Source organism: Pseudarthrobacter xylosi (assembly GCF_055412765.1).
In genome coordinates, this window is record NZ_JBVAYT010000005.1 from 68841 (window position 1) to 95279 (window position 26439).

Genomic DNA, 26439 nt, shown 5'->3' on the forward strand with positions numbered 1-26439 from the left:
CTGGTTCAGCGCCGTGAATCTGTGGTGGGTAAGGGTCAGACCGTTGCGGGAACGGACTCCACGGTAGCAGCGGGCTCGCGGACGGCCCAGCGCTTGAGGGCGATGACTGCCAGCGCGCTGACCACGGTTCCGGCCAGGATGGCGATGACGAACATCGCCAGGTTGCCAATGGCGAAGAACACGAAGATACCGCCGTGGGGTGCCTGGGAGGTGACGCCGGTGGCCATGCAGAGAGCGCCGGTGAGGGCGCCGCCCACCATGCTGGCGGGGATCACACGCAGCGGGTCGGCCGCGGCGAAGGGGATGGCACCTTCGGAGATGAAGGAGGCGCCCAGCAGCCAGGCTGCCTTGCCGTTTTCGCGTTCAGCCAGGCTGAAGAGCTTCTTGTCGAGGACGGTGGCCAGGGCCATTGCCAGCGGCGGGACCATGCCTGCGGCCATCACGGTTGCCATGATCTGCCAAGGGGCCTGGTTGGTGGCGCTCCCTGCGCCGAGGCCGGCAACGGCGAACGCGTAGGCCACCTTGTTGACCGGGCCGCCGAGGTCAAAGCACATCATGAGGCCGAGAATGATGCCCAGAACGATGGCGGAGGCGCCGGACATGCCGGAGAGCCAGGTGTTCAGGGCTGTCGTGAGGCCAGCGATCGGACCGCCAAGGATCAGGAACATCAGGCCCGAGGCAACGATCGAGGCAAGCAGCGGGATGATCACCACCGGCATCAGACCCCGGAGCCAGCGGGGAACCGACCAGGTCCCGATGACGTGGGCGATGTAGCCTGCGAGCAGGCCACCGACGATGCCGCCGAGGAAGCCGGCACCCATGAACCCGGAGACGGCGCCTGCCACAAAGCCCGGTGCAATTCCGGGCCGGTCGGCGATGGCGTAGGCGATGTAGCCGGCCAACGCCGGTACCAGGAAGCCCATGGACAGGGCGCCGATTTTGAAGAACACGGTGCCGAGATAAAGTGCCAGGTTGCCATCAGGGAGATTGAACAGCGTGTTGGCCGCCAGAATGTCGTTGGCTTTTGTGCCCAAGGCGATGTCGAAACCCGCCAGGAGAAAGCCCAGTGCGATCAGCAAGCCGCCACCGGCCACAAACGGAATCATGTAGCTGACACCGGTGAGCAGTGCCTTCTTCAGCTTCTGGCCGATGTGCTCGCCCTTTTCGGTGGCCTCGTTGTCGGCCTGTTCCTCTGCCCCGAAGTGGGGGACGCGGCGCGCATTCGGATTGTCAGCGGCAGTGAGCGCCTCCTGGACCATCTTGGCGGGCTCATCGATGCCCCGCTTGACGGGGGCGTTGATGACTGGCTTGCCGGCGAAGCGCTCCTTGCCGCGGACATCCACGTCCACCGCGAAGATCACGGCTTCGGCGGCGGCAATGACGGCAGGGTCAAGCGGCTTCGCGCCGGAGGAACCCTGGGTCTCCACCTGCAGGTCCACGCCCATTTCCTGGGCAGCGGCAACCAGTGAATCGGCAGCCATGTACGTGTGGGCTATGCCAGTGGGGCACGCGGTCACGGCCACCAGGCGCCTGGGACCCGCGGTGGTTGAGCCGGCTGCAACCGCGCCAGCGGCAGGCGCCGCATCAGCAGAAGCAGCGGGTGCAGCAGCAGCGTGGGCTGCCGGTTTGTCCGCCAAAGCGCCATCCACCAGTGCCACGATTTCCTCGCGGGAAGAAGCCGCACGCAGCGCGGCCGTGAAGTCCTTTTTGATCAGGGACCGGGCCAGCTTGGACAGCAACTTCAGGTGTTCCTGATCGGCGCCGTCGGGGGCGGCGATGAAGAAGATCAGGTCCGCGGGGCCGTCCTTGGCGCCGAAGTCCACCTTGGGGTTGAGGCGGGCCATGGCCAGCGTGGGTTCGATGACCGCGGCAGAGCGGCAGTGCGGGATGGCGATGCCGCCGGGGATTCCGGTGGCGGTCTTCTGTTCGCGGGCGAAGGCGTCGGCGAAGAGGCCTTCAACCTCTGATGCGCGTCCGGTGGCAGCTACTTTGCTGGCCAGGTGCCGGATCACGTCCTCGGGCGAGGTGCCCAGGTTCTGGTCGAGCTCGACCAGTTCGGTGGTGATGAGCTGAGTCACTGTCAATCCTTTCGAAGGGCCGTGATGGTTACGGCATCCGGGGTGGTTTGGTGGACTGCCGGGACAGTGGAACCCGGCAGGGAGGCGGCGGCGGCACCGTGTGCCACTGCCTGACGGAGGCAATCGGCCGGGGCGGCGCCCTGGCCGTGGGCGAGCAGATAGCCAGCCAGCGATGAATCGCCCGCGCCGACAGTACTGACCGCGGCGACCGGCGGATGCGTGGCCAGCCACGCGCCGTCGGCCGTTACCAGCACAGCTCCCTTGGATCCGAGAGTTGCCAGCACAGCACCCACACCGGAACGCACGACGGCGGCGGCGGCCGCTGCAGCAGCCTCCGGATCCGCTTCCAGTTCGTCTGCGGTGGACGCCGTGGCGAAGCCGGCTGCAGCAGCCAGTTCCGCCAGTTCCTCGGCGTTGGGTTTGAGGAGGTCCGGTTTCCCGGACACAGCGTCCGCTGACGCGTCCGCGACGGCAGCGACGAGCGGGCTGCCGGAGGAGTCGACGGCGATCAGCGGGGCGCCGCCGTCGGCTCCGGTACCCGCAGCGGCCCGCAACCGCCGGGTGACGGTGGCGTAGAAGTCGGCAGGGAAGCCGGGAGGCAGGGAACCGGCCAGGACCACCCAGCTGGCGCCGCGGGCGCGCTCCAGAAGCAGCTTGATCAGGGCTTCCTGCTGGTCCCCGCTCAGTAAGGGTCCGGGCTCGTTGATCTTGGTGGTCACGCCGCCCGGTTCGGTGAGCGCCACGTTGGTGCGCAGCGGCTCGTCGATGGGAAGGGCCGCGAACGGCACGCCTTCGTGGAGCAGTCCGGCGAGCACGGGATCACTCGCGGCGCCCGGAAGCACCGCGATGGTCTCCAGGCCGGAGGCGACCAGGGCGCGGGAGACATTGACGCCCTTGCCGCCGGATTCCTGGCTGACCGAGACGGCTCGCTGGACCTCGCCACGTTCCAGGGGGCCGGGGAGGGCCACCGTGCGGTCCAGGCTGGGGTTGGCCGTGAAGGTGACGATCATGCGATCACCACGTCAACGCCGGCCTCGGCCAGGGCCGCCGCCAGCTCGGGGCTGGGCTCGCTGTCTGTAATCAAAGTGTCCAGATCTTTCAGGGAGGCGAACTGGACCAGGGTTTCTGCGTCCAGCTTGGAGGAATCGGCCAGCACCACGATGCGGCGCGCCGAATGGACGAAGGCTGCCTTGACGGCGGCTTCTTCAGGATCGGGAGTGCTGAGGCCAAAACTGGGGTGGATGCCGTTGGTGCCGATGAACGCGATGTCCGGGCGCATCCGCTGCGCGGCCTCCACTGTTGACTGCCCCACGGCGGCCTGGGTGAGGCCCCGCACGCGGCCACCCAGGATCTGGAGGGCGATTCCGGGGGCGCTGGACAGCTTCGCTGCAATGGGAACGGCGTGCGTGATGACCACCAGTTCGTCACCGGCTTCGGCGGAAGGTTCGACGGCGACGCGGCGGGAGAGGAGGTCGGCCAAGGCCTCGGTGGTGGAACCGGCGTCGAGCAGGATGCTGCCGGACTTTGCCTGGGGGATCAGTGCAAGGGCCGCTTGCGCGATGCGCATCTTCTGGTCCGGGCGCTGGATGGCCCGTTCGTTGATGCTTTCTTCGGTGGTGCTGAACCGGTCGGCCGCAACTGCTCCGCCGTGGACCCTTCGCACAGTGCCGGTGGTTTCCAGGGTGGCGAGGTCGCGGCGGACGGTTTCGGTGGTGATGCGGAAGCGCTCAGCCAGCATGGTCACGCTGACCCGGCCGGTGCCGGCAACAAGCTCGGCTATCTTCTGCTGGCGCTCCTCGGCGAACACGTACCCTCCATTGCGTAAAGTGCTGAAACCCAGCGGCTGCGACGTCCAGTGACTGGTATCACATGATGTTGAATTACTTGACTTTATCTGTGTCTATGTTGGTTTGTCAACGAAAGCCACAAAAACACAGAAATCTGGGCAGGGCCTCCCGTAGAAACGGAAAAGCCGGGCCGGACCGTGGCGGTCCGGCCCGGCGTCCGGGTGGTTTTGGAACTAGATGCCGCCGTCGCGGCTTTCATTGCGGGTGATGCGTTCGCCGGTGTTGGGATCAACCACCGAGCGGGTTTCGCTGACGCGGCGGCTGCGGCCCGGCGAGGCCAGGATGAGCGAGGCGATCAGCCCGATCACACCAACAGCCATCAGGATGTAGCCCACCATGGCCTGGTCCATGAAGGGGATCAGTCCTGGGGCGATGGCCCAGGCCAGGATGGCGCCGAGTGCAATAAGGAAGATGGAGGAACCGATTCTCATGACTTGCTCCTTGTTGTTAGTACTAGGTGCCGAATTTGATAAGTATGCTGTCTTGCGCTCACGCTACAGCCCGTTGGGGCGCGATTCAATGATTAAGCCGCCGGGACGCGTCAACGTCTTGGCTGTTCAGGGCTCCGCCGCTCGCTAGGCTGATCCGATGGAGACAGTTGTTTGGTCCAAGCCGGAAGCTGAACGCGACGGCACGCCGCTGCTGGTCATGATGCATGGCTACGGCACCGACGAATCGCGGATGGTGCGGCTGTTCGAATACCTGCCGGCCGAGTTCACGTGTGTTGCGCTACGGGCACCCATGGTGATCGGCGACCACTACGGCTGGTTCCTGCTGGACTACTTTCTGGCCAACGATTTCGCAGATGTCATCACCGCCACCAACACCGTCCAGACGTGGATCAACTCAGTCAGGGGCCAGCACAGCAGCGTGAGCCTGTTGGGCTATTCCCAGGGAATGGCCATGGCCAGCACGCTGTTGCGGCTCCATCCTGCGGATTACGCGGCAACGGTGGGCCTTTCCGGTTTTGTACTGGAAAACGAACTGCTGTCTCTGACCGAATCCTTCACCGTCCCGCCGCCCTTTTTCTGGGGGCGGGACAAGGCAGACCTGGTGATCAATGAGGACGCCACGGCCTACACCGGAGAATGGCTGAACGAAAAAACCCGGCTGACCGCCAGGACGTATCCCGGCATGGGCCACGCCATGAGCAAGACGGAGATGGTTGACGTCAGCGCCTTCCTGCGCCACTACGTGCTCGGCTGAACGGCTGACTCGGCGAGAATTCCGTCACAATCCCGGCCGAAGAGTGGGCGGAGCCAATGCCAGGTAAAAACAGTTGCGCGTCAAATTTGTAAGCGCTTACACTCGTCGTTGGCCCACTCCTGCGGGCCGCTGAGACCATCGGAGGGGAAGCCGGACACATGCCACGTGCCAAGCCTCCTGCCCGTCTCGCGCCGCCGGCCCTTCTCCGCCAGGTTGTCAGGCCGTGATAAGGCGCTCATGATGGAAGAAGAAGACGTTCAACAGCAGCCCACCGGCCCACCAGGGTTTTAACCCTGGCCCCCAGCCGCCCCTGCTGACCCGGCGGCATCGTGGCCGCCCTCCCCGCTCCTGCTCGGACCCCTCCTTGCTGCCCGCCGCATTTCTGCCCGCTCAACTTTCTGCCTCCTGACGTACCGCCCACTGACAACCGCCCGTGACATCCCGCCTGTTGCCCGCCGTCTGAAAGGACACCGCGCATGACTGACGTTCTGAAAACCCAAAGCACCAGCTGGACCACGGCCTCCGCCATCCTGTTCGACCTCGACGGAGTGCTGACCCCCACAGCCACGGTCCACGAACAGGCGTGGAAAGAACTCTTCGAGGGCTTCCTGGCATCCCGTCCGGATGTGCCCGGCTACCGCGAGGACGACTACTTCGATCACATCGACGGCAAGCCCCGGTTCGACGGCGTCCGGGACTTCCTGGCGTCCCGCGGCATCGTGCTCCCCGAAGGCGCGCCAAGTGACGGCACCACCGAGCAGGCTGCCACCGACGCCGCCCAGAAGGACGCCGCCAACGCCACCGTCCAGGGACTGGGCAACCGGAAGAACACGGTCTTCAACGACATCGTCAGCGCCGGCGTCGAGCCGTTTGAGGGCTCGGTGCGCTTCCTGGAAGCCGCCGTGGACCGCGGACTCAAGGTCGCCGTCGTATCCTCATCCCGGAACGCACCGGCTGTCCTGAAGGCCGCCGGCCTGAACGGGCACTTCGAAATCGTGGTTGACGGCGTGGTTGCTGCGGCCGAAGGCCTGCCCGGCAAGCCGAGCCCGGCCACGTACCAGTACGCCGCGGAACTGCTGGGCCTGCCCAGCGAAGAATGCGTGGTGGTTGAGGACGCCGTCTCCGGCGTCCAGGCCGGACACGCAGGGCAGTTTCACTCCGTGATCGGCGTGGACCGCGGCGCCGGCCGGCAGACCCTGCTCAACGCCGGGGCCACGAGTGTTGTCAACGACCTCGACGAACTGCTCTAACACCAAGCGCCGCCTGATTCTCCCCGCTCTCAGGCACGAAGCACCTCCCCGCACCGCCCAACGCCAAAGGACCCCAACACCATGGCTCTTATCACCGCGGACCGTGACCGGTTCCCCAACACCCCCTGGCAGCTTGTGGAAACACGCCACCAGCCGGGCAGCGCGGGCACACTGGAAACGCTCTTTGCCCTTGGCAACGGGCATCTGGGTATCCGCGGCGCCCACTGGGCGGCCTCGGACGCAGACCTTCCGGGCAGCTTCATCAACGGCCTGCACGAGATCTGGGACATCAAGCACGCCGAGAACGCGTTCGGTTTCGCCCGGACCGGACAGCGGATCATCTACATCCCGGATGCGAACAACTTCACGGTGATCATCGACGGCGAGAGCCTCACGCTCGCCGAATCAGCAGTCCTGGACTACCGCCGCTCCGTCGACTTCGCCACCGGCATCTACGAATGCCGTATCACCTGGCTGTGCCGGTCCGGCGCCACGGTGACCACCACCGAACGCCGCGCCGTGGGCTTCGCCTCCCGCGGCAGCCTGGGCATCTCGCTGGAAGTCGCTTCGGACCGCGAGGTCTCCGCCGACGTGACGTCGTCCGTCATCAACCGCCAGGACCAGCCTGTGGAGGACCACTCGGCGCACGACCCGCGCCGGGCAGGCCGGCACGCAGGCCGCGTCCTCCTGCCGGTAAGGACCGACGGCGGCGACGGCTCCCTCCGTCTCTCCTGGGAAGCTGCGGAATCCGGGCAGCGCGTGGGCATCGCCGTGGACCACTGGACCTCGGCCGGGCACCAGCCTTTCGAGACCGTGGCAGGCGAGGATGACAGCAGCGTCCGGTATGTCCTGGCAGTAGGTGCCCAGGAGCCGTTCCGGCTGGAAAAGAGCGTCAGCTACGCAGCGGGCCGCGGCGTCCAGGAGTCGGCTCGGGACGCGGCGGAGGCCGCCGAAGCCGGGCTCCGGACTGTGGAGGACATCTTCACCGAGAGCAGCGAGCACTACCGCGCGTACTGGGCCACCTCGGACATCGTGGTGGGCGGCCAGCCCGAACTCCAGCAGGCCATCCGTTGGAACCTGTTCCAGCTGGCGCAGGCCACCGCGCGCGCCGACATCGCCGGCATCCCCGCGAAGGGTGTCACGGGCTCTGGCTATGAGGGGCACTACTTCTGGGACCAGGAGGTCTACCTCCTGCCCTACCTGACCTACACAAACCCCGACGGCGCCCGCCAGGTCCTGGAGTTCCGGCACGACATGCTGCCGGCCGCCAAAATCCGGGCCAAGGAGCTCAGCGTGGACGGGGCCCTGTTCCCGTGGCGCACCATTAACGGCCTGGAAGCCAGCGCCTACTACGCTGCCGGCACGGCGCAGTTCCACATCGCCGCCGCCATAGCCTTCGCCACCAACCGCTACCTGTGGGCCAGCGGCGATGAAACCTTCCGCGAGGGCATGGGCGCCGAGCTGCTGATCGAAACCGCCCGCATGTGGAGCTCCCTGGGCTTCTTCGGCAAGGACGGGCAATTCCACATCCACGGTGTCACCGGTCCGGACGAATACACGGCAGTTGTCAACGACAACCTTTACACCAACGTGATGGCCCGGTTTAACCTGCGCGCCGCCGCCGCGCTGGATCACCCGGAGATCAACGACGCCGAACGCGAGCTGTGGGAGCAGGCCGCAGCCCGCATGCAGCTGCCCTTCGATGACGACCTGCAGGTCTACTCGCAGGACAACGACTTCATGACCCTGGAATCGTGGGACTGGACCACTCCCCGGTCCAAGTACCCGCTGCTGCTGAACTTCCACCCGCTGGTGATCTACCGGCACCAGGTGCTGAAGCAGGCAGACACCGTGCTGGCCATGTTCCTGCAGTGGCAGGATTTCTCCGCCGAGGAGAAGCGCCGGGCGTTCGATTTCTACGACCCAATCACCACCGGCGATTCCACCCTCTCGGCCTGCGTGCAGGGAATCATGGCTGCCGAGGTGGGGCACCCCGAAGCTGCCCTGGAGCACTTCACGAACGCCGTGTTCATCGACCTCGACGACACCCACGGCAATACGATCGACGGCGTGCACATCGCCTCCGCCGGGGGAGTCTGGAGCTCGCTGGTCTCCGGCTTTGCCGGGCTCCGGGACCAGGGCCACCTGCCCTTCTTCGATCCGCGGCTCCCCGCGGAGTGGGAGGCACTGTCCTTCCACCTGAAGATCCAGGGCCGGCTGCTGCTGGTGGAGCTCGACGCCGGTGCACTCACCCTCAGCGTCCGCAGCGGCGGGCCGCTCGACGTGGATGTCCGCGGCCAGGTGCACGGCATCGGTGCGGAACCGGTCCGGATTGCCCTGGAGCCTGTCGTGTGTCCGGAGCGCACTGTCTTCCCCAGCGGACCCCCGACGGCGAGCCTCCCCATTGTGGGTCTGCGCGCCTGAGCTTGCCGTGGAGGCGTAACCTCAGGTGATTAAGCGCCCGAGGTTACGCAGACTGCGTCAGTCTCCGGCCGCCGTCGTGCGTTCCGCTGCAACTGGCTTGTCCAGCGGGTGGGCCAGTTCGTCGGTGGGCATCCGGGCGGCGATCATGGCGATCACCGCCAGGACGGGGCAGACGACGCCGGCGGCAAGGAAAATTGCCCAAATGGGGAAGACCTCGGCAGCCGGTCCGGCCAGTGCCATGGAGATTGGCATCAGGGCGAGGGACACAAAGAAGTCCAGGCTGGAGACCCGTCCCAGCAGGTGGCCGGGCACGCGTCGTTGCAGCAGCGTGCCCCAGATGACCATGCCCACGCTGCCGGTGGCCCCGAACACAAACATCGCGGCGGCCAAAGTCCAGAAGCTGTCCAGAATGCCGACGGCGGCCAGTGGCAGGCTGCCCGCGCCCCAGGACACCATCATGACCGTGAGGTAGCGGCGCGGCAGTTTCAGGGACGCGGTCACCAGCGAGCCGACCGCCCCGCCCACGCCCATCACGGCGAGCAGGAAGCCGAACATGCTCGAGTCGCCGCCAAGCTGGTCGCGGACCACAAACGGCATCAGCACTTCAATGGGGCCAATCAGGAACAGCACCGAAACGCAGGCCCACAGCAAGGTCCACAGCAGCCAAGGGGTGCGGATGGTGTAGCTGACGCCCTCGCGCAGGTCATGGAAGACGGACGTCTTCGCGGCGCCCGTTGCCCCGGCGTCGGCTGCGGAGCTTCCGAGGTCGCTCCCGCCGTGAGCCCCGCCGTCGGCCACGTTGTGGGGCGCCGCCAGGGCATGGCGCCCCAGGAAGTTCAGGATAATGAACGCCAGCAAATGGCAGGTGGCCACTCCAGCGATGGCGTGCGACGGCGACAGCGCTGCCACCACCACGCCCGCGACGGCGGGTCCGGCCGCCTGCTGGAGGATGGGCCGCATGGTCCCCTCCATGCCGTTCGCGGCCAGCAGATCTTCGGGCGGCAGGATGCGCGGCAGGATCGCGGAGTAGGCGGGGAAGAAGAACGCGGCGCCCACGCCCAGGACAAAGCTGCCCACGGCGAGGTGCCACAGCTGCAGCCACCCTGCCATCGCCAGCCCGCTGATCGCCGCGATAACGGCCAGGTTGGCGCCTTCGACGGCAATGATGAGGAACCGCTGCGGCACGCGGTCGGCGGCGATCCCGCCAGCGAGGACAAAGGCCACCAAGCCTATGCTGCCGGCAGTGGCCACCAGGGACAGTTCCAGCGGTCCGCCGCCGAGGTGAATCACCTGGTAGACCATGGCAACAGCCCACATACCCGATCCGAAAATGGAGATGGCCAGTGCCGCGATGAGGACCCGGTACTCGCGGTGCGCAAAGGGCCGCAAGGCTTGGAGTGTGGGCATAGGCCAAGTCTAGGCTCGGCCGGTTTTTGGTGGAACTCAAAGGCATAGTTCGGGTGGGCCGGGACGGCTTAGTCTTAAGCACCCTTAGTGTTAAGGCAGGGCCGCAGCCAACACTGTCGGCGGACACAAGCAGTACAGAAGCAGAGGTGACCATGGCCAAGCGCAGCAATCCCGCCGTACGTATCGCCCAGGAGACCGCCCACAACGCGGTGTTCGACGCCGAAGGCAAGCCGAAACCCGGAGTGCACAATATGCTCCTGCGGGCAGTCGAAATCCAGCGGCCGCTGGTGCTCGCCTACGTCCGGCGGCTGCAACGCAAACACCCGCACGCCAGCGCCGCCAGGCTTGCGGCGATCCTCGAACGCGACTACCTGCGGGCGGTGACCGGCGGCGGTGCGATCGTCGGGGCTACAGCCGTTGTACCCGGCGTCGGAACTGTGGCGTCCCTGGGACTCTCCGCCGCGGCTACCGTGGGCTTCCTAGAAGCCACGGCACTTTATGCCACCTCGCTGGCGGAACTTCACGGCATCCGGCTGACCAATCCGGAAAAGGCCAGCACCATGGTCATGGCCATCATGCTGGGCGAAGAAGGCACTGCCCTGTTGGGAACGCTGAGCGGCCAGGCCATGGGCAGGGGGTCCAGCGCCACGCAGGCGTGGGGCAACGTGCTGACCAAGTCCATGCCCTCGGGTTTCGGTGCCATTCGGAACAAAATCCAGAAGGCCTTCCTCAAAAACCTGATCAAACGCCAAGGCACGGCGCTGCTGGGCCGGGCGCTTCCGTTCGGCATCGGTGCGGTGGTGGGCGGTGCCGGTAACCTCATAATGGGCCGGGCCGTGGTGGCGAACGCCAAGGAAGCTTTTGGCCCCATGCCGGATACCATCCCGGGGGAACTCAAAGCTGTGGCCGCGGAGCCCGAAAAACTTACTCTGGAAGGCAACAACCTTGGATCTTAACGCTGACCTCGGCGAATCGTTCGGCTCGTGGAACATGGGGGACGACGCCGCGATGTTCCGGCTCGTGACGAGCGCCAACGTGGCCTGCGGCTTCCACGCCGGCGACCCCATCACCATGCTGGACAGCTGCCGCGCCGCCTTCGAACTTGACGTGACCGTCGGTGCGCACGTGGGGTACCGGGACCTGGCCGGGTTCGGCCGCCGGTCGCTGGACATGTCCTTCGACGAGCTCTTCGGCGACGTCCTGTACCAGCTGGGCGCGCTGGACGGCGTGGCGCACGCCGTGGGTGCCTCCGTTGACTACGTCAAGCCGCATGGCGCACTGTACAACCGACTGGTTCATGACGCCGAGCAGGCCTCCGCCGTGGTGGCCGCCATCCAGGCCTACGACCCCGGCCTGCCGATCCTCGGACTGCCGGGCTCGCAGCTGCTGATCCAGGCCAAGGAAGCCGGCCACCCCGTGTTTGTTGAGGCTTTTGTGGACCGCGCCTACCAGGCAGACGGGACCTTGGTGCCGCGATCACAGGCGGGCGCCGTCCTGCACGACGTCGGTTCGATCGTTGAGCGCGCCGTGCGGCTCGCGACGAAGGGCGAAGTTGTGGCCGTGGACGGAACGGTGGTTCAGGTCAGGCCCGATTCCCTGTGCATCCACGGCGACACCCCCGGGGCCGTGGAGATGGCCGCCGGTGTTCGCGCCGGGCTTGAAGCGGCCGGCGTGCAGCTGGAGTCCTTCGCGTAGCGGCTAGCCGAAGACCAGGTGCGCCGCGCTGAAGATGACCAGCCCGGCCAGTGAGCCCACCACGGTGCCGTTGATCCGGATGAACTGCAGGTCCTTGCCCACCTGGAGTTCGATCTTCTGCGACGTTTCCTCGGCATCCCAGCGGGCCACGGTGTCGGTGATCACCCCGGCAATGTCGGAGCGGTAGGTCCGCACCAGGTAGCCGGCGGCGTCGCCGATCCAGGCGTTGACCTTGCCGGCAAGTTCGGCGTCGTTCACCAGCCGTGAGCCGAAATCGCGCACTGCCGTCTTGAACCGCACTGTCAGTTCACTGTCCGGATCGTCCACCGCAGACAGCAGGGCGCTCTTCACGGTTCCCCAGGTGCGGGAGGCCAGCTCGCGGACCTCCGGGTCTCCCAGAACCTGTGCCTTGATGTCCTCGGCCCGGGCGATCATCGCGGGATCGTGCTGCAGGTCCTGCGCGAGGTCGTTCAGGTACTTGTCGATCTGCTGCCGCACCTGGTGGTTCGGATCGGACTGCACGGCGCGCGCGAACTTGAGGATCTCCACGTACACCTTGTCGCCCACAAGCCCGTCCACGAAATGCGGAACCCAGGTGGGGGAGCGGTCCGAGACCAGCCGGCTGACGGTTTCGTGATTGTCGTCCACCCAGTCCGCGGCGCGGTCCACCAGCAGGTCCACCAGCTTGTGATGGTGCCCGTCGGCAAAAATCCGCTCCGCCATCCTGCCCACGGGCGGTCCCCACGGCGGAGCCAGCAGGTGCTTACGCACCATCCCCTCGATGACGGCCTGCACGTCGTCGTCGTTCAACACCTTGAATGCACCGCGGATGACGGCGGCGCCCTCCTTGGCCACGCGCTCGGCGCCGCCGGGACCGGACAGCCATTGGCCGGCCTTCCGGGCGACGTTCACACTTGCCAGCTTGTCCTGGACCACCTGTTCGGACAGGAAGTTGGTCTCCACAAACTCACCCAGCGAGGCCCCGATCTGGTCCTTGCGGCGCGGGATAATGGCGGTGTGCGGGATTTTGATGCCCATGGGGTACTTGAACAACGCGGTAACGGCGAACCAGTCGGCCAGCGCACCCACCATGCCGCCCTCAGCCGCGGCGCGGACGTACTGCAGCCACGGATACTCCTTCTGCAGCGCGAACGCGAACACAAAAATGACCGCCATGGCAATGAGGAGTCCCAGCGCCAGAAGCTTCATTTTCCGCAGCGCTGCCGCCTTTTCGGCGTCCCCTGCGCTGAGTTGATGACCGACGACGGCGGCCCTCGCCTTGGGGGAGCGCGGGGCGGGACTTGCGGGCCCGGGCGGGGGCTGGCGGGTAGTTGGCTCAGAGTTCACCTGCATGTGCCCAGCCTAGCCCCGCGCCGCCGGGCCGCGTCCGCTAGCGTGTCCTCATGACATTCGAGGAGTCTGAGCCGGAACGGCCACTGGTGTATGCCCACCGTGGGGCCAGTGCGGCATTTGCCGAGCACACGCGCGCCGCTTATCTCCAGGCGATTGCCGATGGCGCGGACGGGGTTGAGTGCGATATCCACCTCACCCGGGACCAGCACGCCGTGCTGCTCCATGACGCCAACCTGGACCGGACCTCTGACGGGACCGGGCCCGTTGCGGACCGAACGCTGGCGGAGTTGCGGCTGCTGGATTTTTCGTCCTGGAAAGGCGCCAGGATCCCGGAAGAATACGGCGCCCGGTCTGAGCAGTTCCTCACCTTGCCGGAACTCCTGGACATCCTGCGCGGCGTTGGCCGGCCGATCGGGCTGGCCATCGAGTTCAAGCATCCCAGTCCCTACCAGCTGAAACTGGAAGACCGGGTCCTGGACGTGCTCCGGGCCGAAGGTTGGGACCCTCGAACTTCCCTGGTGGACAACGTCCGGGTGACGTTCATGAGTTTCAGCCCGGACTCGGTGAAGCACCTGCTCCGGAGCGTGCCGGCCGAATTCATCTGCCAGTTGGTGGACGACATCGACGTCGACGAACTCCGCGACGAACTGAGCCTCGGCCCCCTGGCGGGCGGCGCACTCGCCAACGTGATGAAGGCCGCGCAGCTGGAAGGCGAACGCATCCTGGATGACTGCGAGGTGGGACTCGCGGGCCCGGGAATTATGTACATCCGCGAGCACGCCCGGACCGTACAGCGCTGGCTGGAGTCCGGCCGCCGCTTCCGCGTGTGGACCGTGGATTCGGAGCGGGATATTGCGCTCTGCCAGGGCCTGGGGATCCACGAGATCACCACGAACAAACCTGCCAGTGTGCTGGCGCAGCTCCAGTCGAGCGGGCAACAGGTCCAGCTGCCGTCCTGAGCTGCTGCTGTTGCGCCGCCGCTGTTTAGCCGCCGCTGTTTAGCGGCCGGGGCGGCGCTGTGATTGAGTGGACCCATGCCTTTTCGCTGGTCCGCCCCGGCCACCCAAACAGCCTCCGCGGCGGCTATGAGCGCGCTGCTGATGAGCAGCGCCATGAAGCACTTCCGCGAGCCCCGTTTCTTCGAGCAGGTGGTCCCCGATTACCTGTGCCGCGAGATTCCGGGTGCTGTTGGCGAGTCGCCGGAGGGGACTGAAGCACCAGCGCACGACGGCGGTAGGCGGCCCCTGGCTGTTATGTCACGGGAGGAATGGATTGCGGTGAGCGGACTGCTCGAGGCGGGCGCCGCCGTCGGCCTCCTGATCCCGGTGACGCGGCGGGCAACTGCCACCGCCGTGACAGCCATGTTCGCGGTCTTCCTGGCCGGCCACTTGGACGCCCTGCGCCGCGCCTACGGTCCTGCCGGTTCGCTGACGCAGCGCAAAGTACACACTGCCCGGCTGCCGCTGCAGCTGCCGCTGATCCTGTGGGCCTGGAGCCTGCGGAAACCGGGACGATGGCGATGAAGCTGCTCGCCTCGCCCGCCGTGCGGGTGGGAATCTCGATCAGCATTGCAACGGGACTTTACGGGATCTCCTTCGGCGCACTGTCCGTCACTTCAGGACTCGATTTCTGGCAGACCATGGCGCTCAGCCTGCTGCTCTTCAGCGGCGGTTCGCAGTTCGCGTTCATCGGTGTGGTGGCGGGCGGAGGATCCGGTATTGCCGCCATGAGCGCGGCCACGCTGTTGGGCATGCGGAACGGCATCTACGGCATGCAGCTCAACGCCCTCCTGCATCCGACAGGCTGGCGGCGGTATGTCGCCGCGCAGATCACCATCGACGAGTCCACCGCCACCAGCAGCGGGCAGACTGATCCTGATGAGCAACGCCGCGGTTTCTGGACGGCCGGTATCGGCATCTACATCCTTTGGAACCTTTTCACCGCCGTGGGGGCCCTCGCCGGGAGCGGATTGGGCGACCCCAAACAGTGGGGCCTGGACGGCGCCGCGGTGGCCGCATTCCTGGCCCTGCTGTGGCCGCGGCTCAAAGGCCGGGAACCGGCGGCGATTGCCGTGGTGTGCGCCCTGGCTACCGTCATCGCCGTGCCGTTCGTTCCAGCGGGCGTGCCCATCCTGATTGCCGCCGTCGTAGCTGCCCTGATCGGCTGGTTCAGCCACGGACGCAGTGACGAAGGACTGGAACCGGATGTGGATCCCTACGACGAGCACCACGGGCGCCGGGACACAAATAGGAACACACAGATGGACTCGCGTCGGGACAAGCAGGGGGACGGCCACGGCCAGGCGGGGAAGGCGGGCACATGAATCTCTGGATCTGGTTGTTGCTGGCGTGCGTCCTCGCCTACGCGTGGAAGCTGGTGGGTTATTTCGTCCCGGCAAAGCTGCTTCAGGACCCCCGGATGTCGCGTATTGCCGGCACCATGACCATCGGACTTCTTGCCTCCCTCACCATCGTCAATACCGTGGCGTCCGGCCAGACGCTGGCTGCCGACGCACGGCTGGGAGCCCTCGCGGCCGCAGCCCTCGCATTGGCTATCCGTGCGCCCTTCCTCGTGGTGGTTGTGGTGGGTGCCGGTGCTGCAGCCCTGCTCCGGCTGATCGGATGGAACTGACCGTCCATCGGATGAACCACACCAAAACACTGGTGGTGCGGCTCACATCCGCTGTAGCATAAAGCTGGCTATGCAGTTGGCCGTGGACTCTCGTGAGAGCGCTGACCTTGGAAATAAGACTGCACCCAGCCGGTTCAAGACCCGGCAAAGCGCGCCGTCGAGCATCTGACGGATGGCGCGCAGGTTTGCCGGTCAAGCGCTTCTTTACCCGGTTCCGGTCCCTGGCCGACTTGCCGCCAGAGGATCTGGATTTACTTTCCGAGCGCATACGACTGGCTCTGGACGTCAGCCAGGAAACGAATATCACCGCCCTGCACGCAGCGGTTCGGGCCGAACTCCGAAACCGGGAAACGGAACCGGACGATTGAAGGCCGGAAGAATCTCGGCGTGATGCGGTTGTAACTTCTAAAGGAGCCACATAGATGAATGATCAGCCTGATTCCAACGCGCCCGACCCGAACGGCGGCACCGGCAACCCCCAGGGTTCGGAGCCAAAACCGCGGCCGGTGTACGACACCAGTGTCTCCGAATCGACGCGGGAACTGCGGGATACTTCACGCCGCCGCCGCGACGCGGAGGAGAAGCTGCAGCAGCACCTGTTGGAGGCCAAGGAGCACGTGCCCCACGACTACGATCATGAGTCTCACGCGAATGATCAGGAATCCAGCAAGGCGGGTGGGAAAGACAGCTCTGGGCGCCAGGAAACCCCGCCCGAAGAACTTCAGCCCTAGGGCGGGGGTTCACTATCGTCGGCTCTGCAGCGCCGCCCCCGAGGCTCGGAGCGTAGGCCGGTCAAGCCGTTTGCTCGTCCTCTGGCGTCCCGGTCCGGCGGGCGCTTTCTTCGACGGCCAGTTCGTACCACGCCTGCGCACCGAACACTGGAGTGGGAGTGTCGAGATTTTGGTAGAGGGCGTCCAGCAGATTGGCCAGTTCCTCCGCCGCCAGCGAAGGAAGGATTATCACCGGGCCGCGGGGGTCGTAAATAAGCCGCGACAAGTGCGTTTGGTTCATCGGCGGACGATGGTTTTGGATTGGCTGCGCTGGACGTATTTCACGAGTGCTCCCACTGAAGATTCAGAGGCTGGCTGCGTAACCCTACATGAGTCTAATCCAACGTTTTGCCACCAACAATGGGGCGCTGAGGGCTGTGCGCCGGCGGGTGCTCAGGCGCCCGCCCGCTGGTGCTCAGGCGTGGGGTGTCAGGTGAACTGCGGGCCCTGCAGCTGCGGGGCAGGCAACGGCACATGGGCTGGCAGCGGGCGGAGGGGCCGTTCCGAGCGGATGGCGTCCTCGATCAGTGCCAAGGGGCGGCGCCAGGCATCGGAACCCGGCTCCATGGTGTCCACGACGCCGATCAGCATGGCGAGCAGGCGGAACATGTCAGTCATGGAAATATCGGAACGCAACGTGCCTTGACCTTGGCCTCGGCCCAGCAGCACGCTCATGGAATCCATCAGTGAGCCGGTGATGCCGGTGAGGAGTTCGCGCCGGCCCGCAACGGCACCCAGCAGGTTGGCATCAGCACTGGCCGCGGCCATGATGGCTTCGAGGACGCGCAGGAGCCCCGCAGTCGCGTCGATGTCAGCCAGCGCGCCCGCCATAACGGGGTCCACGGTCTCGCGGAGCTGCCGGTTGAGGGCGGCCAGGACCAGCTCTTCCTTGTCGGCGAAGTTCCGGAACAGGGTGGCAGGGCCAACGCCAGCGGTCAGTGCGATGGTCTGGAGGGGAACCTCGGGCCCATGCTCGCGGAAGCACTGGCGCGCGGCCAGGATGATCTTGTCCACGTTCCGGGCAGCGTCTGCGCGTAGTGGCTTGCGGACGACAGCAATGCTCATTCGTTAAGGTTAGCAACGCCGCAGGCAGCCATCATGGTTACCGGAGGGTAGCCGGCTATGTGACGCTTCGCCCGCCTCGCCAAAACCGTTTCGGGTAGGGCTGCGTGACAGACTTGCCCTATGTTGCTTGCATTTTCAGTCGCCCCGTCCGGTACGCCCGCCGGAGGATCCCGTCCCACCGACGCATCAGTGCACGACGCCGTTGCGGCCGCCGTGCGGATAGTCCGGGAGTCCGGGCTGCCCAACCAGACGGATTCGATGTTCACCACCATCGAGGGAGAATGGGACGAGGTGTTCGACGTCGTCAAGCGCGCCACCGAAGCGGTGGGCAAGTTTGGCAGCCGTGTCTCACTGGTCATCAAGGCGGACATCCGGCCCGGTTATGAGGGCGAGCTCAGCGCCAAGGTGGACCGCCTCGAAGAGGCACTCTCAGACGGTTCCTAAGCAGGTTTCCTGCGCAGGGTCCTAGACCGGCGAATGCCTGCGTGCCAGACTGTGGCCATGTTTGAGCACAAGACCCAGCCGGGATGGGTGGCTGTGGAAGACTTCCTCACAACTACAGTGGTGCACCCGGACGCCGCGCATAAACAGGCGGTGCGCTCCGCCGTCGACGCCGGGATGCCGCCCATTGAAGTGACCCCCAACGCCGGGAAGCTGCTTAAGCTCCTGGTCCAGCTGTCCGGCGCCCGGCGGGTCCTGGAAATCGGCACGCTGGCCGGATTCAGCACCATCTGGATGGCGCAGGGACTGCCCGACGGCGGCCGGCTGGTGACGTGTGAATATCTTGCCAAATATGCGGACATAGCCAAAGCGAATGTGGAGGCGGCCGGGTTGGGGGACAAGGTAGAGGTCCGCGTGGGCGCTGCCCTGGACACCTTGGCCGCGCTCCAGGCGGAGGACCAGGAGCCGTTCGATTTTGTGTTCATCGACGCGGACAAGGAAAACGACGCCGCGTACCTCGAATGGGCCGTGCGCCTGGGCAGGCCGGGAACCACTGTGGTCCTGGACAACGCCGTCTGGGAGGGCGCCGTGCTGGATCCTTCCATCGACCAGGTCAACGCCCCCGGGATCATCAGCGCCCTGGAACTGCTGGGCCAGCATCCGCAGCTCGACGCCACCGTGATCCAGACAGTCGGGTCCAAAGGCTGGGACGGGTTCGCCCTGGCGCGCGTCCGCTGAGCGCTGACCGCAGGCATCTAACGGCAGGCATCTGACCGCGAGCCAGTGACCCGGGCGGCTGAGCCTTGGTCGCGGGCCGGACCCTTCCCCGAATATTGCTAAGTATGCTTAGAATGACTGTCCGGACGATGTCCCGTCCGGAACCGCCTGCAGTGGAGGAACACGATGAAAGCGTCACCCACCCTTGCCAGCAACCTTCAGATGGTCCTCACGGACCTGATCGAGCTGCATCTCCAGGCCAAGCAGGCCCACTGGAACATCGTGGGCACCAACTTCCGTGACCTTCACCTGCAGCTGGACGAAATCATCGCCAGCGTCCGGCTGTTTGCCGACCAGATGGCGGAGCGGATGCGGGCACTCCACGCCCTGCCCGACGGACGGAGCCACACCGTAGCCGCAGACACGCGCCTTGAAGAGCTCCCCGGCGGGCTGATTTCCACAAAGGACGCCGTCAAACTGGTCACCGCCCGGCTGGAGCGGACGGTAAAGACCATGCGGGACGTCCACGATGAGGTGGATGAAGAGGATCCCACCAGCACTGACCTGCTGCATGCCGCCATCGAACGCCTGGAACAGCTCGCGTGGATGGTCAACGCCGAAACCATGACCCCGTCCGCGGCCGTCACCGAACCGGCAGCAAAGTAAGCCGGGCCGGAGAAACGCCACCATGCCTGCATCATCCCACCGGCCCGTCCGGCTGATCTCAACACAAGCGGAACTGGCTGGGGCAGTGCCCCTGCTCGACTCCGTGGCCTCCGCGGCAGGCGATGTTCCCGCGCTGCTGTTGTTGGCTCAAGACCCGGGAGGCAACTGGCCGCGGCCAGGGGGCGGGCATACTGCCCGTCTCTGGGAGCTGCTCGCTTCGGTCTCGGCCGTTGACGTTGCCGCAGGCCGCGTTTTTGAACCACATATGGATGCCCAAGCGATCCTTGCCCAGGCGGGAAAGGACCAGGCGGGTAACGACCAGACTGGGAACTATCAGTCGCGCCGTGATCCGGCGGGCCTTGATCCCGCCGACCGGGCGGGTGCGTGGGGAGTGTTTGCCGCCGAGGGGCCGGGGCTCCGTCTCGATGCCAAGGCCGGCGACAGTGGAATCCTGCTCAGCGGGTCCAAGCCGTGGTGTTCACTGGCGCCACTCCTGGACCGGGCCGTCATCACTGCCCACACCGAAACCGGTGGAAGAGCAGCTTTTGCGGTGGACCTCCGGCATCCGGGAGTGACGTGTGAGGAGCCGGCATGGGTGGCACGCGGGTTGCGGGAGATTCCCAGCGGAACGGTCCATTTCAGCCAGGTGCCAGCACGGCAGCTTGGCAGCGACGGCTGGTATTTCAACCGGCCCGGTTTTGCCTGGGGAGGCATGGGGGTAGCTGCCTGCTGGCTCGGGGGCGCCGTGGGCGTGGCGCGGGACTACACGGGCTCCCTGGCCGCCGCCGCTCAAACCGGCCGCGAACCTGACCAGATTGCGCTGGCCGCCCTGGGTGAGACAGACAGGATCCTCACTGCCGCGCTCCAGTACCTGGCGCGAACGGCAGCTCTCATTGACGACGGCCAGCTGTCCAACCATGGCAGCCTGTCCGCCGGGGAAGACTCACGGGAGCCAGGGGCGCGCCCAGCGGCGGACCGGAGCGCGTGGAGCGAAGCGCTACGCGTGCGCGGAACTGTAGCGGCCGCCGTCGAGCGTGTCCTGTCCCTGGTCGGCCGGAACCGCGGACCGGCGCCGCTGGCGTTCGACGAACCGTATGCCAAACGCATGGCCGACCTGGCGCTTTACGTGCGCCAGCACCATGGCATGCGGGACGATGCCCAGCTGGGAAGGCTGACGCTGAAGGGGGAGAATCTGTGGTGACTTTCTCGCACACAGACCAGGGGACCGACGAGGCCCGCTGGGCGGCGAGCGGGCTCGCAGCAATGGCGGAGCTGCCCTTGGGCCAGCACGAATTGGCTGCCATGAGGTTCGTTGTGCTGGCAGCGCACCCCGACGACGAGACACTGGGCGCGGGTGGCCTGCTGGCGCTGCTGCACTCGCTGGGCGCCGACGTCGAGGTGCTGCTGTGCACGGCAGGGGAAGGTTCGCACCCGGACTCGGCGACAACCACGCCTGGCCAGCTCGCCGCCATCCGGCTTGAGGAGTTTGCGGCAGCGATGGGGCTCCTGGGGCTGGCCGGACGCTGGCGTTTCCTCGGGCTGCCGGACCGGGGCCTGCAAGAACTGACACCGGAAATCGCCGTCCTGCTGCGCGAGGCCATCGGCCGGCTCCCCGGACCACCGCAGCAGCTGGCGATTGTGGCACCGTACCGAGATGACGGACACGCGGACCACAACGCCCTCGGAGCGGTGGCCGCGGACGTCGCCCACGAAGGTGGGCACGCCCTGCTGGAATATCCCATCTGGTACTGGCTGTGGGCTTCCCCGGAGGACCCGGCCTGGCAGTCCTGGCAGCGCCTTCCGCTGAGTACTGCACAGCAGGCGGCCAAGACGTCGGCCATGGCCTCACACACGAGCCAGATACGTCCTCTGTCTGGGCTGCCCGGGGACGAAGTGCTCCTCGGCGAGGGCCTGCTGCAACATTTCAGACGCGCCTTTGAGGCATTTGCCTGGACGCCGCCCCGGGCCACCCCGGTTCAATCCCTGCCGCATACCAGCGCCGACGCGCAGCGGATCTTCGACGCCGTGCACTCGAAGTCCCAAGACCCTTGGGAGTACACCACCAGCTGGTACGAGAGGCGCAAGCGCGCCTTGACGCTCGCCGCACTGCCCCGGGAGAAGTACCAGTCGGGCCTGGAAATCGGATGCTCCATCGGAACCCTGACAGCCGAATTGGCTACCAGATGCACCAGCCTGCTTGCCGTGGATGCCAGCAGCACCGCGCTTGAGTTCGCGGCCCAGAGGCTCGCGCAGTTTCCCGGGGTCACCACGCAGCGGCTGACGCTGCCCGTTGACTGGCCCGGCGGTAGCTACGACCTCGTGGTGGTCTCCGAAGTTGGCTACTACCTCTCGCCTGCGGAGTTTGAGCTGCTGCTGCAGCGGATCCAGGAATCGATGGCGCCGGGCGGCACGCTGCTGCTGTGCCATTGGCGGCACCCGGTTTCCGGATGGGCGCTCGACGGCGACTCGGTCCACGCGCTGGCCCGGAACCAGCTGCGGTGGCCCACCGCTGGTTTCTACCAGGAACGTGATTTTGTGCTGGAAACGCTCGTAGCTCCCCGCGACGCCGGCGATCCCGGACCCCCGGTGTCCTGAAATGGACGGGATCGAGCAGGTTGCCGTGGTTATTCCTGTCCACAACGAGGAACCGCACCTGGCACGCGCCCTGGCCGCGGTCAGTGCCGCGGCCGATGCCCTGCAGCACAGCCAGCCGGACATGAGCGTCTCCATTGTGGTGGTCTTGGACGCCTGCACGGACGGATCGGGCGCCGTTGCGGCGCGTCTTGCGGCAGCGGATCACCGCATCACCCTGCTCCCGGTCGGCTTCCGCAGCGTCGGCCGGAGCCGGCGTGCAGGCATCAACCTGCTCCTCGCAGGACGCTTGCCGGACTATGTGGCGGCGGGCCGCCCGCGGACCGCCGGACGGGTATGGCTCGCAAATACCGACGCCGATTCCTGCGTACCGGAAAACTGGCTCCTGCGCCAGGTAGAACTGGCTGGCCGCGGCGCCGATGCAGTTTTGGGGACGGTGGAGCCGGATCCGGCGGGGATGGACGGTGAACTCCTGCGGCGCTGGCACGCCCGGCATCCGCTTGGAGAGGGCCACCCCCATGTATACGGTGCGAACTTCGGGGTGCGGGCCTCGGCCTACATTCGCGCCGGTGGCTTTCCCCGTCAGCGCTCGCAGGAGGACCGGGCGCTGGCCGCACGGCTGCGCCGCCACGGGTACCGAATTACTTCCACGGATACGGTCCGGGTAGTGACCTCCGGCCGGACCGAGGCCCGGGCACCGCAGGGATTCGGCGCCTATCTGCTGGCCCTTGGCATGGAGTCCGCTGTGGCGTTCGAACGCTGAGCAGGCATGAACCCTTGAAACCACATTCATGCTGAGCCGCTAACAAAATGAGGGGGCCGACGACGACTGGGGGGACTGGCCTCGGTCTCAGAAGAGGCCACCTCGCCGCCGACCCCGCCTGACACCCGGGGCACGAAGCAACCGGGAAACCTGAAGGAATCTGTTGATATTGATCTTCCTCCAAAGTGGTGGTCCCTGCCTAGTCCCGCGTGGCGCTGTCTCGTCCCATGGTGCCGTCCGATCCTGACTGTTTGGTGCCGTTTTGATGGCGCTCCCGCAGCTCGCGGCCGCGCCGGATGTCGTCTTCTTCCTGTTCCTGCATCTTCTCGCTCTTCTTCGTGTCCCGCGGCGGGAGCTGAATGGTTTCTTCAGCCTCGATTCCCGCCTGGAGTTGCCGTCCCCGCTCCATCTCGGCGTCGAATTCTGCCCCGAACAGCAGTGACATGTTCAGGATCCACAGCCAGAGCAACATAACGATCACACCGCCGAGCGCACCGTACGTCTTGTTGTAATTTCCAAAATTGCCAACGTAAAATCCGAACCCCAGCGAAGCGAGTAGGAAGATCAACAGTGCTATGCCGGAGCCCAGGCTCATCCATTTGAACTTGGGTTGCTTGACGTTGGGAGTGGCATAGTAGAGCACCGCGATGATGGCGATGATCAGTGCCACCATCACTGGCCACTTGGCGAAGTTCCAGACGTTGAGGAATGCACCGCTGAGACCGATAAGTCCGCCGACTGCCTCTGCCACGGGCCCGCTGAGCACCAGCATGCCCGCCAGGAGTGCCACGATGACTACGGCGAGGAGCGTCACCGCCAGCATGGTCCCGCGCAGCTTGATGAAGGGACGGCCCTCGTCCACCTCATAGATCCGGTTCATGGCCCGGCCGAACGCGCCCACATACCCTGAGGCGGACCAGAGCGCGGTGGCGAGGCCGATGAACAGTGTCAGCCCGGCCGCGGGTGCGTTTGCTAACTCCTCAACCGGGCCGCTAACCGTATTCACCGTCTCAGCAGGGGCGAAGCCCCGCACGATCTCCAGCAGGGCGGTGGTTGTCTTCGCGGGGTCCCCGAAAAGGCCGATCAGGGAAACGAGGGCGAGCATCGCAGGAAACAAGGACAGAACTGCGTAGTAGGTCAGGGCAGCCGCGAGGTCCGGGCACTGATCCTTGGTGAACTCCCGAAGGGTCTTTTGGGCTATGTACTTCCAGGAAGGCTTGGTGACATCGGTGGGGCTGTCCGGTTTCCGGGAGTCGTCGGGCGCCGGCGCTTGGTCCGCCTTGGCAGTGCTGGTTTCGGATGAGTCTTGAGCGGCCATGGGGTTGTCCTCTCGGGTTGTTAATGGACAGGCCGGCCCTCCCGGGAAAGGGGGACCGGCCTGTCTGTGCTGCTGGCGGGAAGTCCCTGCCGGTCACGTGTTCTGGACGTGGTCCTTGGCGTCTGCGGCCCGGTCCTTGACGTCCGCCGCGGCAACCTGGCCTTCGGCTTTTACGTGCTCGGCGCCGTCCGCGGCGGTTGCCTTGACGTTCTCCATGGCTTCCCGCGCGGGTTCCTTCAGGCCTTCGGCCATTTCCTTGGCGGCCTCGGTCAGCTCGGTGGTCAGCGGTTCGGCCGCGGACTTGAGGGCGTCCGCTGCTTCACGTTCCTTCTCGCTGGCAGGGATCAGGGAGGACAGGAGCAGGCCGGCTCCGAAAGCGACCAGGCCTGCAGCCATCGGATTGCCCTGCGTCTTGGCCTTCACCTGGTGCGGAGCGTCACCGATGGCGGCGCCTGCATCGCTGAGTGCGTTGCCGGCACTATCGGTCCGGGCATGGACTCCGCTGTGCACGCGGTTGGTGACGTCGTCGGCTGTTCCCATGACTCTCTCCTTCACTCCGAAGACGGCGTCTTTCACCTTGTCTGTCTGGCGGTGAACGATGTTCGAAGGCGTCACTTTGTCTGCCACCGCGTCCACGTTTGTGCCCAGGCGGGCGCGGGTTGCTTCAATATCTGAACGGATATCGTCCGGGTTATCGCTCATCGTTTTACCTCACCGGGTTTTAGGGTTGGGGGAATTTCCTGGAGTGTTTCAGTGGTTTGGGGCATGCCCTTGACCGTTTTGAGCTCCTTCTTGCCCATGGAGGCCAGGACGGCGGCGATGATGCCCCAGATCAGGGCGACCACGACGGCGGACCAGCCCAGTCCCATCAGCTCGCCCAACGCGTACCAGAGGGCGATCGAGAGGAACAGCAGGACGAAGTGCCCAGCGACTCCGGCGCCAGCGAGCATGCCGCCGCCTTTGCCGGCCTTGCTGGCTGATTCCTTCAGCTCGACCTTGGCGAGCTCCACTTCCTGGCGCATCAGGGTGGACAGATCGCGCGTCACCTCACCGAGCAGATCACCCAACGACGTGTTGTCAGCTTTTACGTGCGCCGCCGAGGGGGGAGGCTCGGGTATCTGGCTGCTCATCACAGCCTGCCAGTCTGGCCGTCCGCGGAGCGGTCCCGGGTCAGGGGGTCGTTGGCCATTGGATCGTCGGCGAGCTCCCGGTCGCCTAGCGGATCGCCGGCGAGGCGGTCCCCGGAGGAAGGCTGTTGAGGGAGTTGAGGGCTGTCCAAGGGACTGGCGGGACGGGACGGGTCCCCGTAGCTGCTCCCCGGCGCGCCGCCGTCGAACCCTGCCGTAGTGGTGGCCGGGCCCGGCAGCTGTACCGGCGGGGGCGGGACACTTCCACCGGCCGACGGCGTGTAGCCGGACGCTCCGGCGCCGTATTGCCCGGTCGCGTCGTATTGGCCGCCGGCCCTGGCCGTGTCAGACTCCGGTGCGCCGGCGCTCAGGCTGCGGCCGAGCCGCCCGGCGAGGACACCGGCGCCAGCGGCCAGGAGCAGGAAGGTCCCGGGCCGCTGCCTGGCGAAGCTCTTGACTTCGTTCAGGAGCGATCCGGGGTCGCGGCCGTCCAGCCAGGACGCGACGGACGCGGAACGCTCCGCTGCCTGGCGGACCAGATCCGTGGCCACTCCGGGCTGGTCCGACGCCTGCGCCATCGCGTGCAGTTCGTCGGAGACTGACCGGAGGCCGGTGGCCACCTTCTGCTGTTGCGCGCCGGCCTGTTGGGTGAGGTCGTGGCGTGCCTGGTGGAGTAGGTCCTTGGCGTTCGCCTTGGCCTCCGAAGCGACGTTGGCCGCTTCGGACTTGGCGGTTTCAGCGACGCTCTCCGCGGAATCCGCCGCAGTCCGCGCGACGTCCCCTGCTTCTTCCTTGACAGCATCCGTGCGGGAGGTCCCGGACGTGCCGCCCGTCTGCGGCGCTGTTGGCGGGGACGTGCTGGGGAACGTGCTTGGGGCGCGTTCTCCCGAGGTTCCGGGGGTGGCCGGTGGAGCCGGGTAAGCCGAGTCCTCAGGCCATTGGTTCGCTGTCATCTTCGCTCTCTCTTTCCAAAGAAAACCTCTTGTTGATCAAGAACCAGCAATACTGGCGGTAAAATAGTAAGCATGATTAGTAACGGAAGGTAAGTACCCTTCCTACCCGAATTTCAAAGGGTTCGTATCGCCTGCC

Annotated in this window: 28 protein-coding genes; 16 read left to right on the top strand and 12 right to left on the bottom strand. The window is 66.1% G+C overall.

Annotated elements, in window-relative coordinates; translation table 11 throughout:
* Positions 1-35 precede the first annotated feature (35 nt).
* The 4 genes from ACZY1F_RS12340 to ACZY1F_RS12355 form a co-directional block, all read right to left on the bottom strand.
* Positions 36-2078, bottom strand: a complete 2043-nt coding sequence (locus ACZY1F_RS12340; RefSeq protein WP_463941964.1) for a PTS fructose transporter subunit IIABC — start codon at positions 2076-2078, stop codon at positions 36-38.
* 2 nt (positions 2079-2080) lie between these two features.
* Positions 2081-3088 carry a 1-phosphofructokinase family hexose kinase gene (locus ACZY1F_RS12345; RefSeq protein WP_463941965.1) on the bottom strand — a complete coding sequence of 336 codons (1008 nt, stop codon included), beginning with the start codon at positions 3086-3088 and terminating at the stop codon, positions 2081-2083.
* Positions 3085-3885, bottom strand: coding sequence for a DeoR/GlpR family DNA-binding transcription regulator (locus ACZY1F_RS12350; RefSeq protein ID WP_463941966.1), 801 nt, complete (start codon positions 3883-3885; stop codon positions 3085-3087). The genes ACZY1F_RS12345 and ACZY1F_RS12350 overlap by 4 nt, the downstream gene beginning before the upstream one ends.
* Positions 3886-4098: 213 nt before the next feature.
* On the bottom strand, positions 4099-4356 hold the full coding sequence (locus tag ACZY1F_RS12355) for a DUF6458 family protein (RefSeq protein ID WP_463941967.1): 258 nt from the start codon (positions 4354-4356) through the stop codon (positions 4099-4101).
* Between the two features lie 157 nt (positions 4357-4513).
* Between ACZY1F_RS12355 and ACZY1F_RS12360 the strand changes: the two genes are divergently transcribed.
* From ACZY1F_RS12360 to ACZY1F_RS12370, 3 genes are all read left to right on the top strand, one after another.
* On the top strand, positions 4514-5131 hold the full coding sequence (locus ACZY1F_RS12360; RefSeq protein ID WP_463941968.1) for an alpha/beta hydrolase: 618 nt from the start codon (positions 4514-4516) through the stop codon (positions 5129-5131).
* Positions 5132-5607: 476 nt separating this feature from the next.
* Positions 5608-6381 carry an HAD family hydrolase gene (locus ACZY1F_RS12365; protein ID WP_463941969.1) on the top strand — a complete coding sequence of 258 codons (774 nt, stop codon included), beginning with the start codon at positions 5608-5610 and terminating at the stop codon, positions 6379-6381.
* Between the two features lie 81 nt (positions 6382-6462).
* Positions 6463-8805 carry a glycoside hydrolase family 65 protein gene (locus tag ACZY1F_RS12370; RefSeq protein ID WP_463941970.1) on the top strand — a complete coding sequence of 781 codons (2343 nt, stop codon included), beginning with the start codon at positions 6463-6465 and terminating at the stop codon, positions 8803-8805.
* A 57-nt stretch (positions 8806-8862) separates the two neighbouring features.
* Here ACZY1F_RS12370 and ACZY1F_RS12375 read toward each other — a convergent pair whose 3' ends face one another.
* Positions 8863-10212 carry an MFS transporter gene (locus ACZY1F_RS12375; protein WP_463941971.1) on the bottom strand — a complete coding sequence of 450 codons (1350 nt, stop codon included), beginning with the start codon at positions 10210-10212 and terminating at the stop codon, positions 8863-8865.
* 152 nt (positions 10213-10364) lie between these two features.
* On the opposite strand from ACZY1F_RS12375, the gene ACZY1F_RS12380 reads away from it, so the two are divergent.
* Positions 10365-11168 carry a hypothetical protein gene (locus ACZY1F_RS12380; RefSeq protein ID WP_463941972.1) on the top strand — a complete coding sequence of 268 codons (804 nt, stop codon included), beginning with the start codon at positions 10365-10367 and terminating at the stop codon, positions 11166-11168.
* On the top strand, positions 11158-11907 hold the full coding sequence (locus tag ACZY1F_RS12385) for a LamB/YcsF family protein (protein ID WP_463941973.1): 750 nt from the start codon (positions 11158-11160) through the stop codon (positions 11905-11907). Before ACZY1F_RS12380 ends, ACZY1F_RS12385 begins: the two co-directional genes overlap by 11 nt.
* Positions 11908-11910: 3 nt before the next feature.
* Here ACZY1F_RS12385 and ACZY1F_RS12390 read toward each other — a convergent pair whose 3' ends face one another.
* A complete protein-coding gene (locus tag ACZY1F_RS12390) occupies positions 11911-13260 on the bottom strand; it encodes a DUF445 domain-containing protein (RefSeq protein ID WP_463941974.1) in 1350 nt (449 codons plus the stop codon).
* A 50-nt stretch (positions 13261-13310) separates the two neighbouring features.
* Here ACZY1F_RS12390 and ACZY1F_RS12395 point away from each other — a divergent pair, with 50 nt between their 5' ends.
* The 5 genes from ACZY1F_RS12395 to ACZY1F_RS12415 all read left to right on the top strand — a co-directional run bounded on the left by ACZY1F_RS12395 (position 13311) and on the right by ACZY1F_RS12415 (position 16622).
* Entirely contained in the window at positions 13311-14219 is a 909-nt protein-coding gene (locus tag ACZY1F_RS12395; protein WP_463941975.1) for a glycerophosphodiester phosphodiesterase, read from the top strand.
* A 75-nt stretch (positions 14220-14294) separates the two neighbouring features.
* On the top strand, positions 14295-14783 hold the full coding sequence (locus ACZY1F_RS12400) for a DoxX family protein (RefSeq protein WP_463941976.1): 489 nt from the start codon (positions 14295-14297) through the stop codon (positions 14781-14783).
* Complete coding sequence (locus tag ACZY1F_RS12405) at positions 14780-15583, top strand: AzlC family ABC transporter permease (protein ID WP_463942237.1); 804 nt, start codon at positions 14780-14782, stop codon at positions 15581-15583. Before ACZY1F_RS12400 ends, ACZY1F_RS12405 begins: the two co-directional genes overlap by 4 nt.
* On the top strand, positions 15580-15891 hold the full coding sequence (locus tag ACZY1F_RS12410) for an AzlD domain-containing protein (RefSeq protein ID WP_463941977.1): 312 nt from the start codon (positions 15580-15582) through the stop codon (positions 15889-15891). The genes ACZY1F_RS12405 and ACZY1F_RS12410 overlap by 4 nt, the downstream gene beginning before the upstream one ends.
* A gap of 422 nt (positions 15892-16313) precedes the next feature.
* Positions 16314-16622 carry a hypothetical protein gene (locus tag ACZY1F_RS12415; RefSeq protein ID WP_463941978.1) on the top strand — a complete coding sequence of 103 codons (309 nt, stop codon included), beginning with the start codon at positions 16314-16316 and terminating at the stop codon, positions 16620-16622.
* Between the two features lie 61 nt (positions 16623-16683).
* Here ACZY1F_RS12415 and ACZY1F_RS12420 read toward each other — a convergent pair whose 3' ends face one another.
* Positions 16684-16902, bottom strand: coding sequence for a hypothetical protein (locus tag ACZY1F_RS12420; protein ID WP_463941979.1), 219 nt, complete (start codon positions 16900-16902; stop codon positions 16684-16686).
* A 188-nt stretch (positions 16903-17090) separates the two neighbouring features.
* Complete coding sequence (locus ACZY1F_RS12425) at positions 17091-17726, bottom strand: TetR/AcrR family transcriptional regulator (protein ID WP_463941980.1); 636 nt, start codon at positions 17724-17726, stop codon at positions 17091-17093.
* Between the two features lie 120 nt (positions 17727-17846).
* On the opposite strand from ACZY1F_RS12425, the gene ACZY1F_RS12430 reads away from it, so the two are divergent.
* The 6 genes from ACZY1F_RS12430 to ACZY1F_RS12455 all read left to right on the top strand — a co-directional run bounded on the left by ACZY1F_RS12430 (position 17847) and on the right by ACZY1F_RS12455 (position 22905).
* The gene (locus ACZY1F_RS12430; RefSeq protein ID WP_463918042.1) at positions 17847-18170 is read left to right on the top strand and encodes a thiamine-binding protein; all 324 of its coding nucleotides are present in this window, start codon (positions 17847-17849) and stop codon (positions 18168-18170) included.
* Positions 18171-18227: 57 nt separating this feature from the next.
* A complete protein-coding gene (locus tag ACZY1F_RS12435) occupies positions 18228-18905 on the top strand; it encodes an O-methyltransferase (protein WP_463941981.1) in 678 nt (225 codons plus the stop codon).
* Between the two features lie 165 nt (positions 18906-19070).
* Positions 19071-19550 carry a Dps family protein gene (locus ACZY1F_RS12440; protein ID WP_463941982.1) on the top strand — a complete coding sequence of 160 codons (480 nt, stop codon included), beginning with the start codon at positions 19071-19073 and terminating at the stop codon, positions 19548-19550.
* A gap of 22 nt (positions 19551-19572) precedes the next feature.
* Positions 19573-20751 (top strand): acyl-CoA dehydrogenase family protein, encoded by a 1179-nt coding sequence (locus ACZY1F_RS12445; RefSeq protein ID WP_463941983.1) that lies wholly within the window; start codon positions 19573-19575, stop codon positions 20749-20751.
* Positions 20745-22145, top strand: coding sequence for a PIG-L family deacetylase (locus ACZY1F_RS12450; protein ID WP_463941984.1), 1401 nt, complete (start codon positions 20745-20747; stop codon positions 22143-22145). Before ACZY1F_RS12445 ends, ACZY1F_RS12450 begins: the two co-directional genes overlap by 7 nt.
* A 1-nt stretch (position 22146) precedes the next feature.
* Positions 22147-22905, top strand: coding sequence for a glycosyltransferase family 2 protein (locus tag ACZY1F_RS12455; RefSeq protein ID WP_463941985.1), 759 nt, complete (start codon positions 22147-22149; stop codon positions 22903-22905).
* A gap of 199 nt (positions 22906-23104) precedes the next feature.
* Here the strand turns inward: ACZY1F_RS12455 and ACZY1F_RS12460 are convergent, their stop codons facing one another.
* The 4 genes from ACZY1F_RS12460 to ACZY1F_RS12475 all read right to left on the bottom strand — a co-directional run bounded on the left by ACZY1F_RS12460 (position 23105) and on the right by ACZY1F_RS12475 (position 26303).
* Positions 23105-24223 carry a YihY/virulence factor BrkB family protein gene (locus ACZY1F_RS12460; RefSeq protein ID WP_463941986.1) on the bottom strand — a complete coding sequence of 373 codons (1119 nt, stop codon included), beginning with the start codon at positions 24221-24223 and terminating at the stop codon, positions 23105-23107.
* A gap of 93 nt (positions 24224-24316) precedes the next feature.
* Positions 24317-24925 carry a DUF3618 domain-containing protein gene (locus ACZY1F_RS12465; RefSeq protein WP_463941987.1) on the bottom strand — a complete coding sequence of 203 codons (609 nt, stop codon included), beginning with the start codon at positions 24923-24925 and terminating at the stop codon, positions 24317-24319.
* Entirely contained in the window at positions 24922-25353 is a 432-nt protein-coding gene (locus ACZY1F_RS12470) for a phage holin family protein (RefSeq protein ID WP_463941988.1), read from the bottom strand. Before ACZY1F_RS12470 ends, ACZY1F_RS12465 begins: the two co-directional genes overlap by 4 nt.
* Positions 25353-26303, bottom strand: a complete 951-nt coding sequence (locus ACZY1F_RS12475; protein ID WP_463941989.1) for a hypothetical protein — start codon at positions 26301-26303, stop codon at positions 25353-25355. Before ACZY1F_RS12475 ends, ACZY1F_RS12470 begins: the two co-directional genes overlap by 1 nt.
* Positions 26304-26439 lie beyond the last annotated feature (136 nt).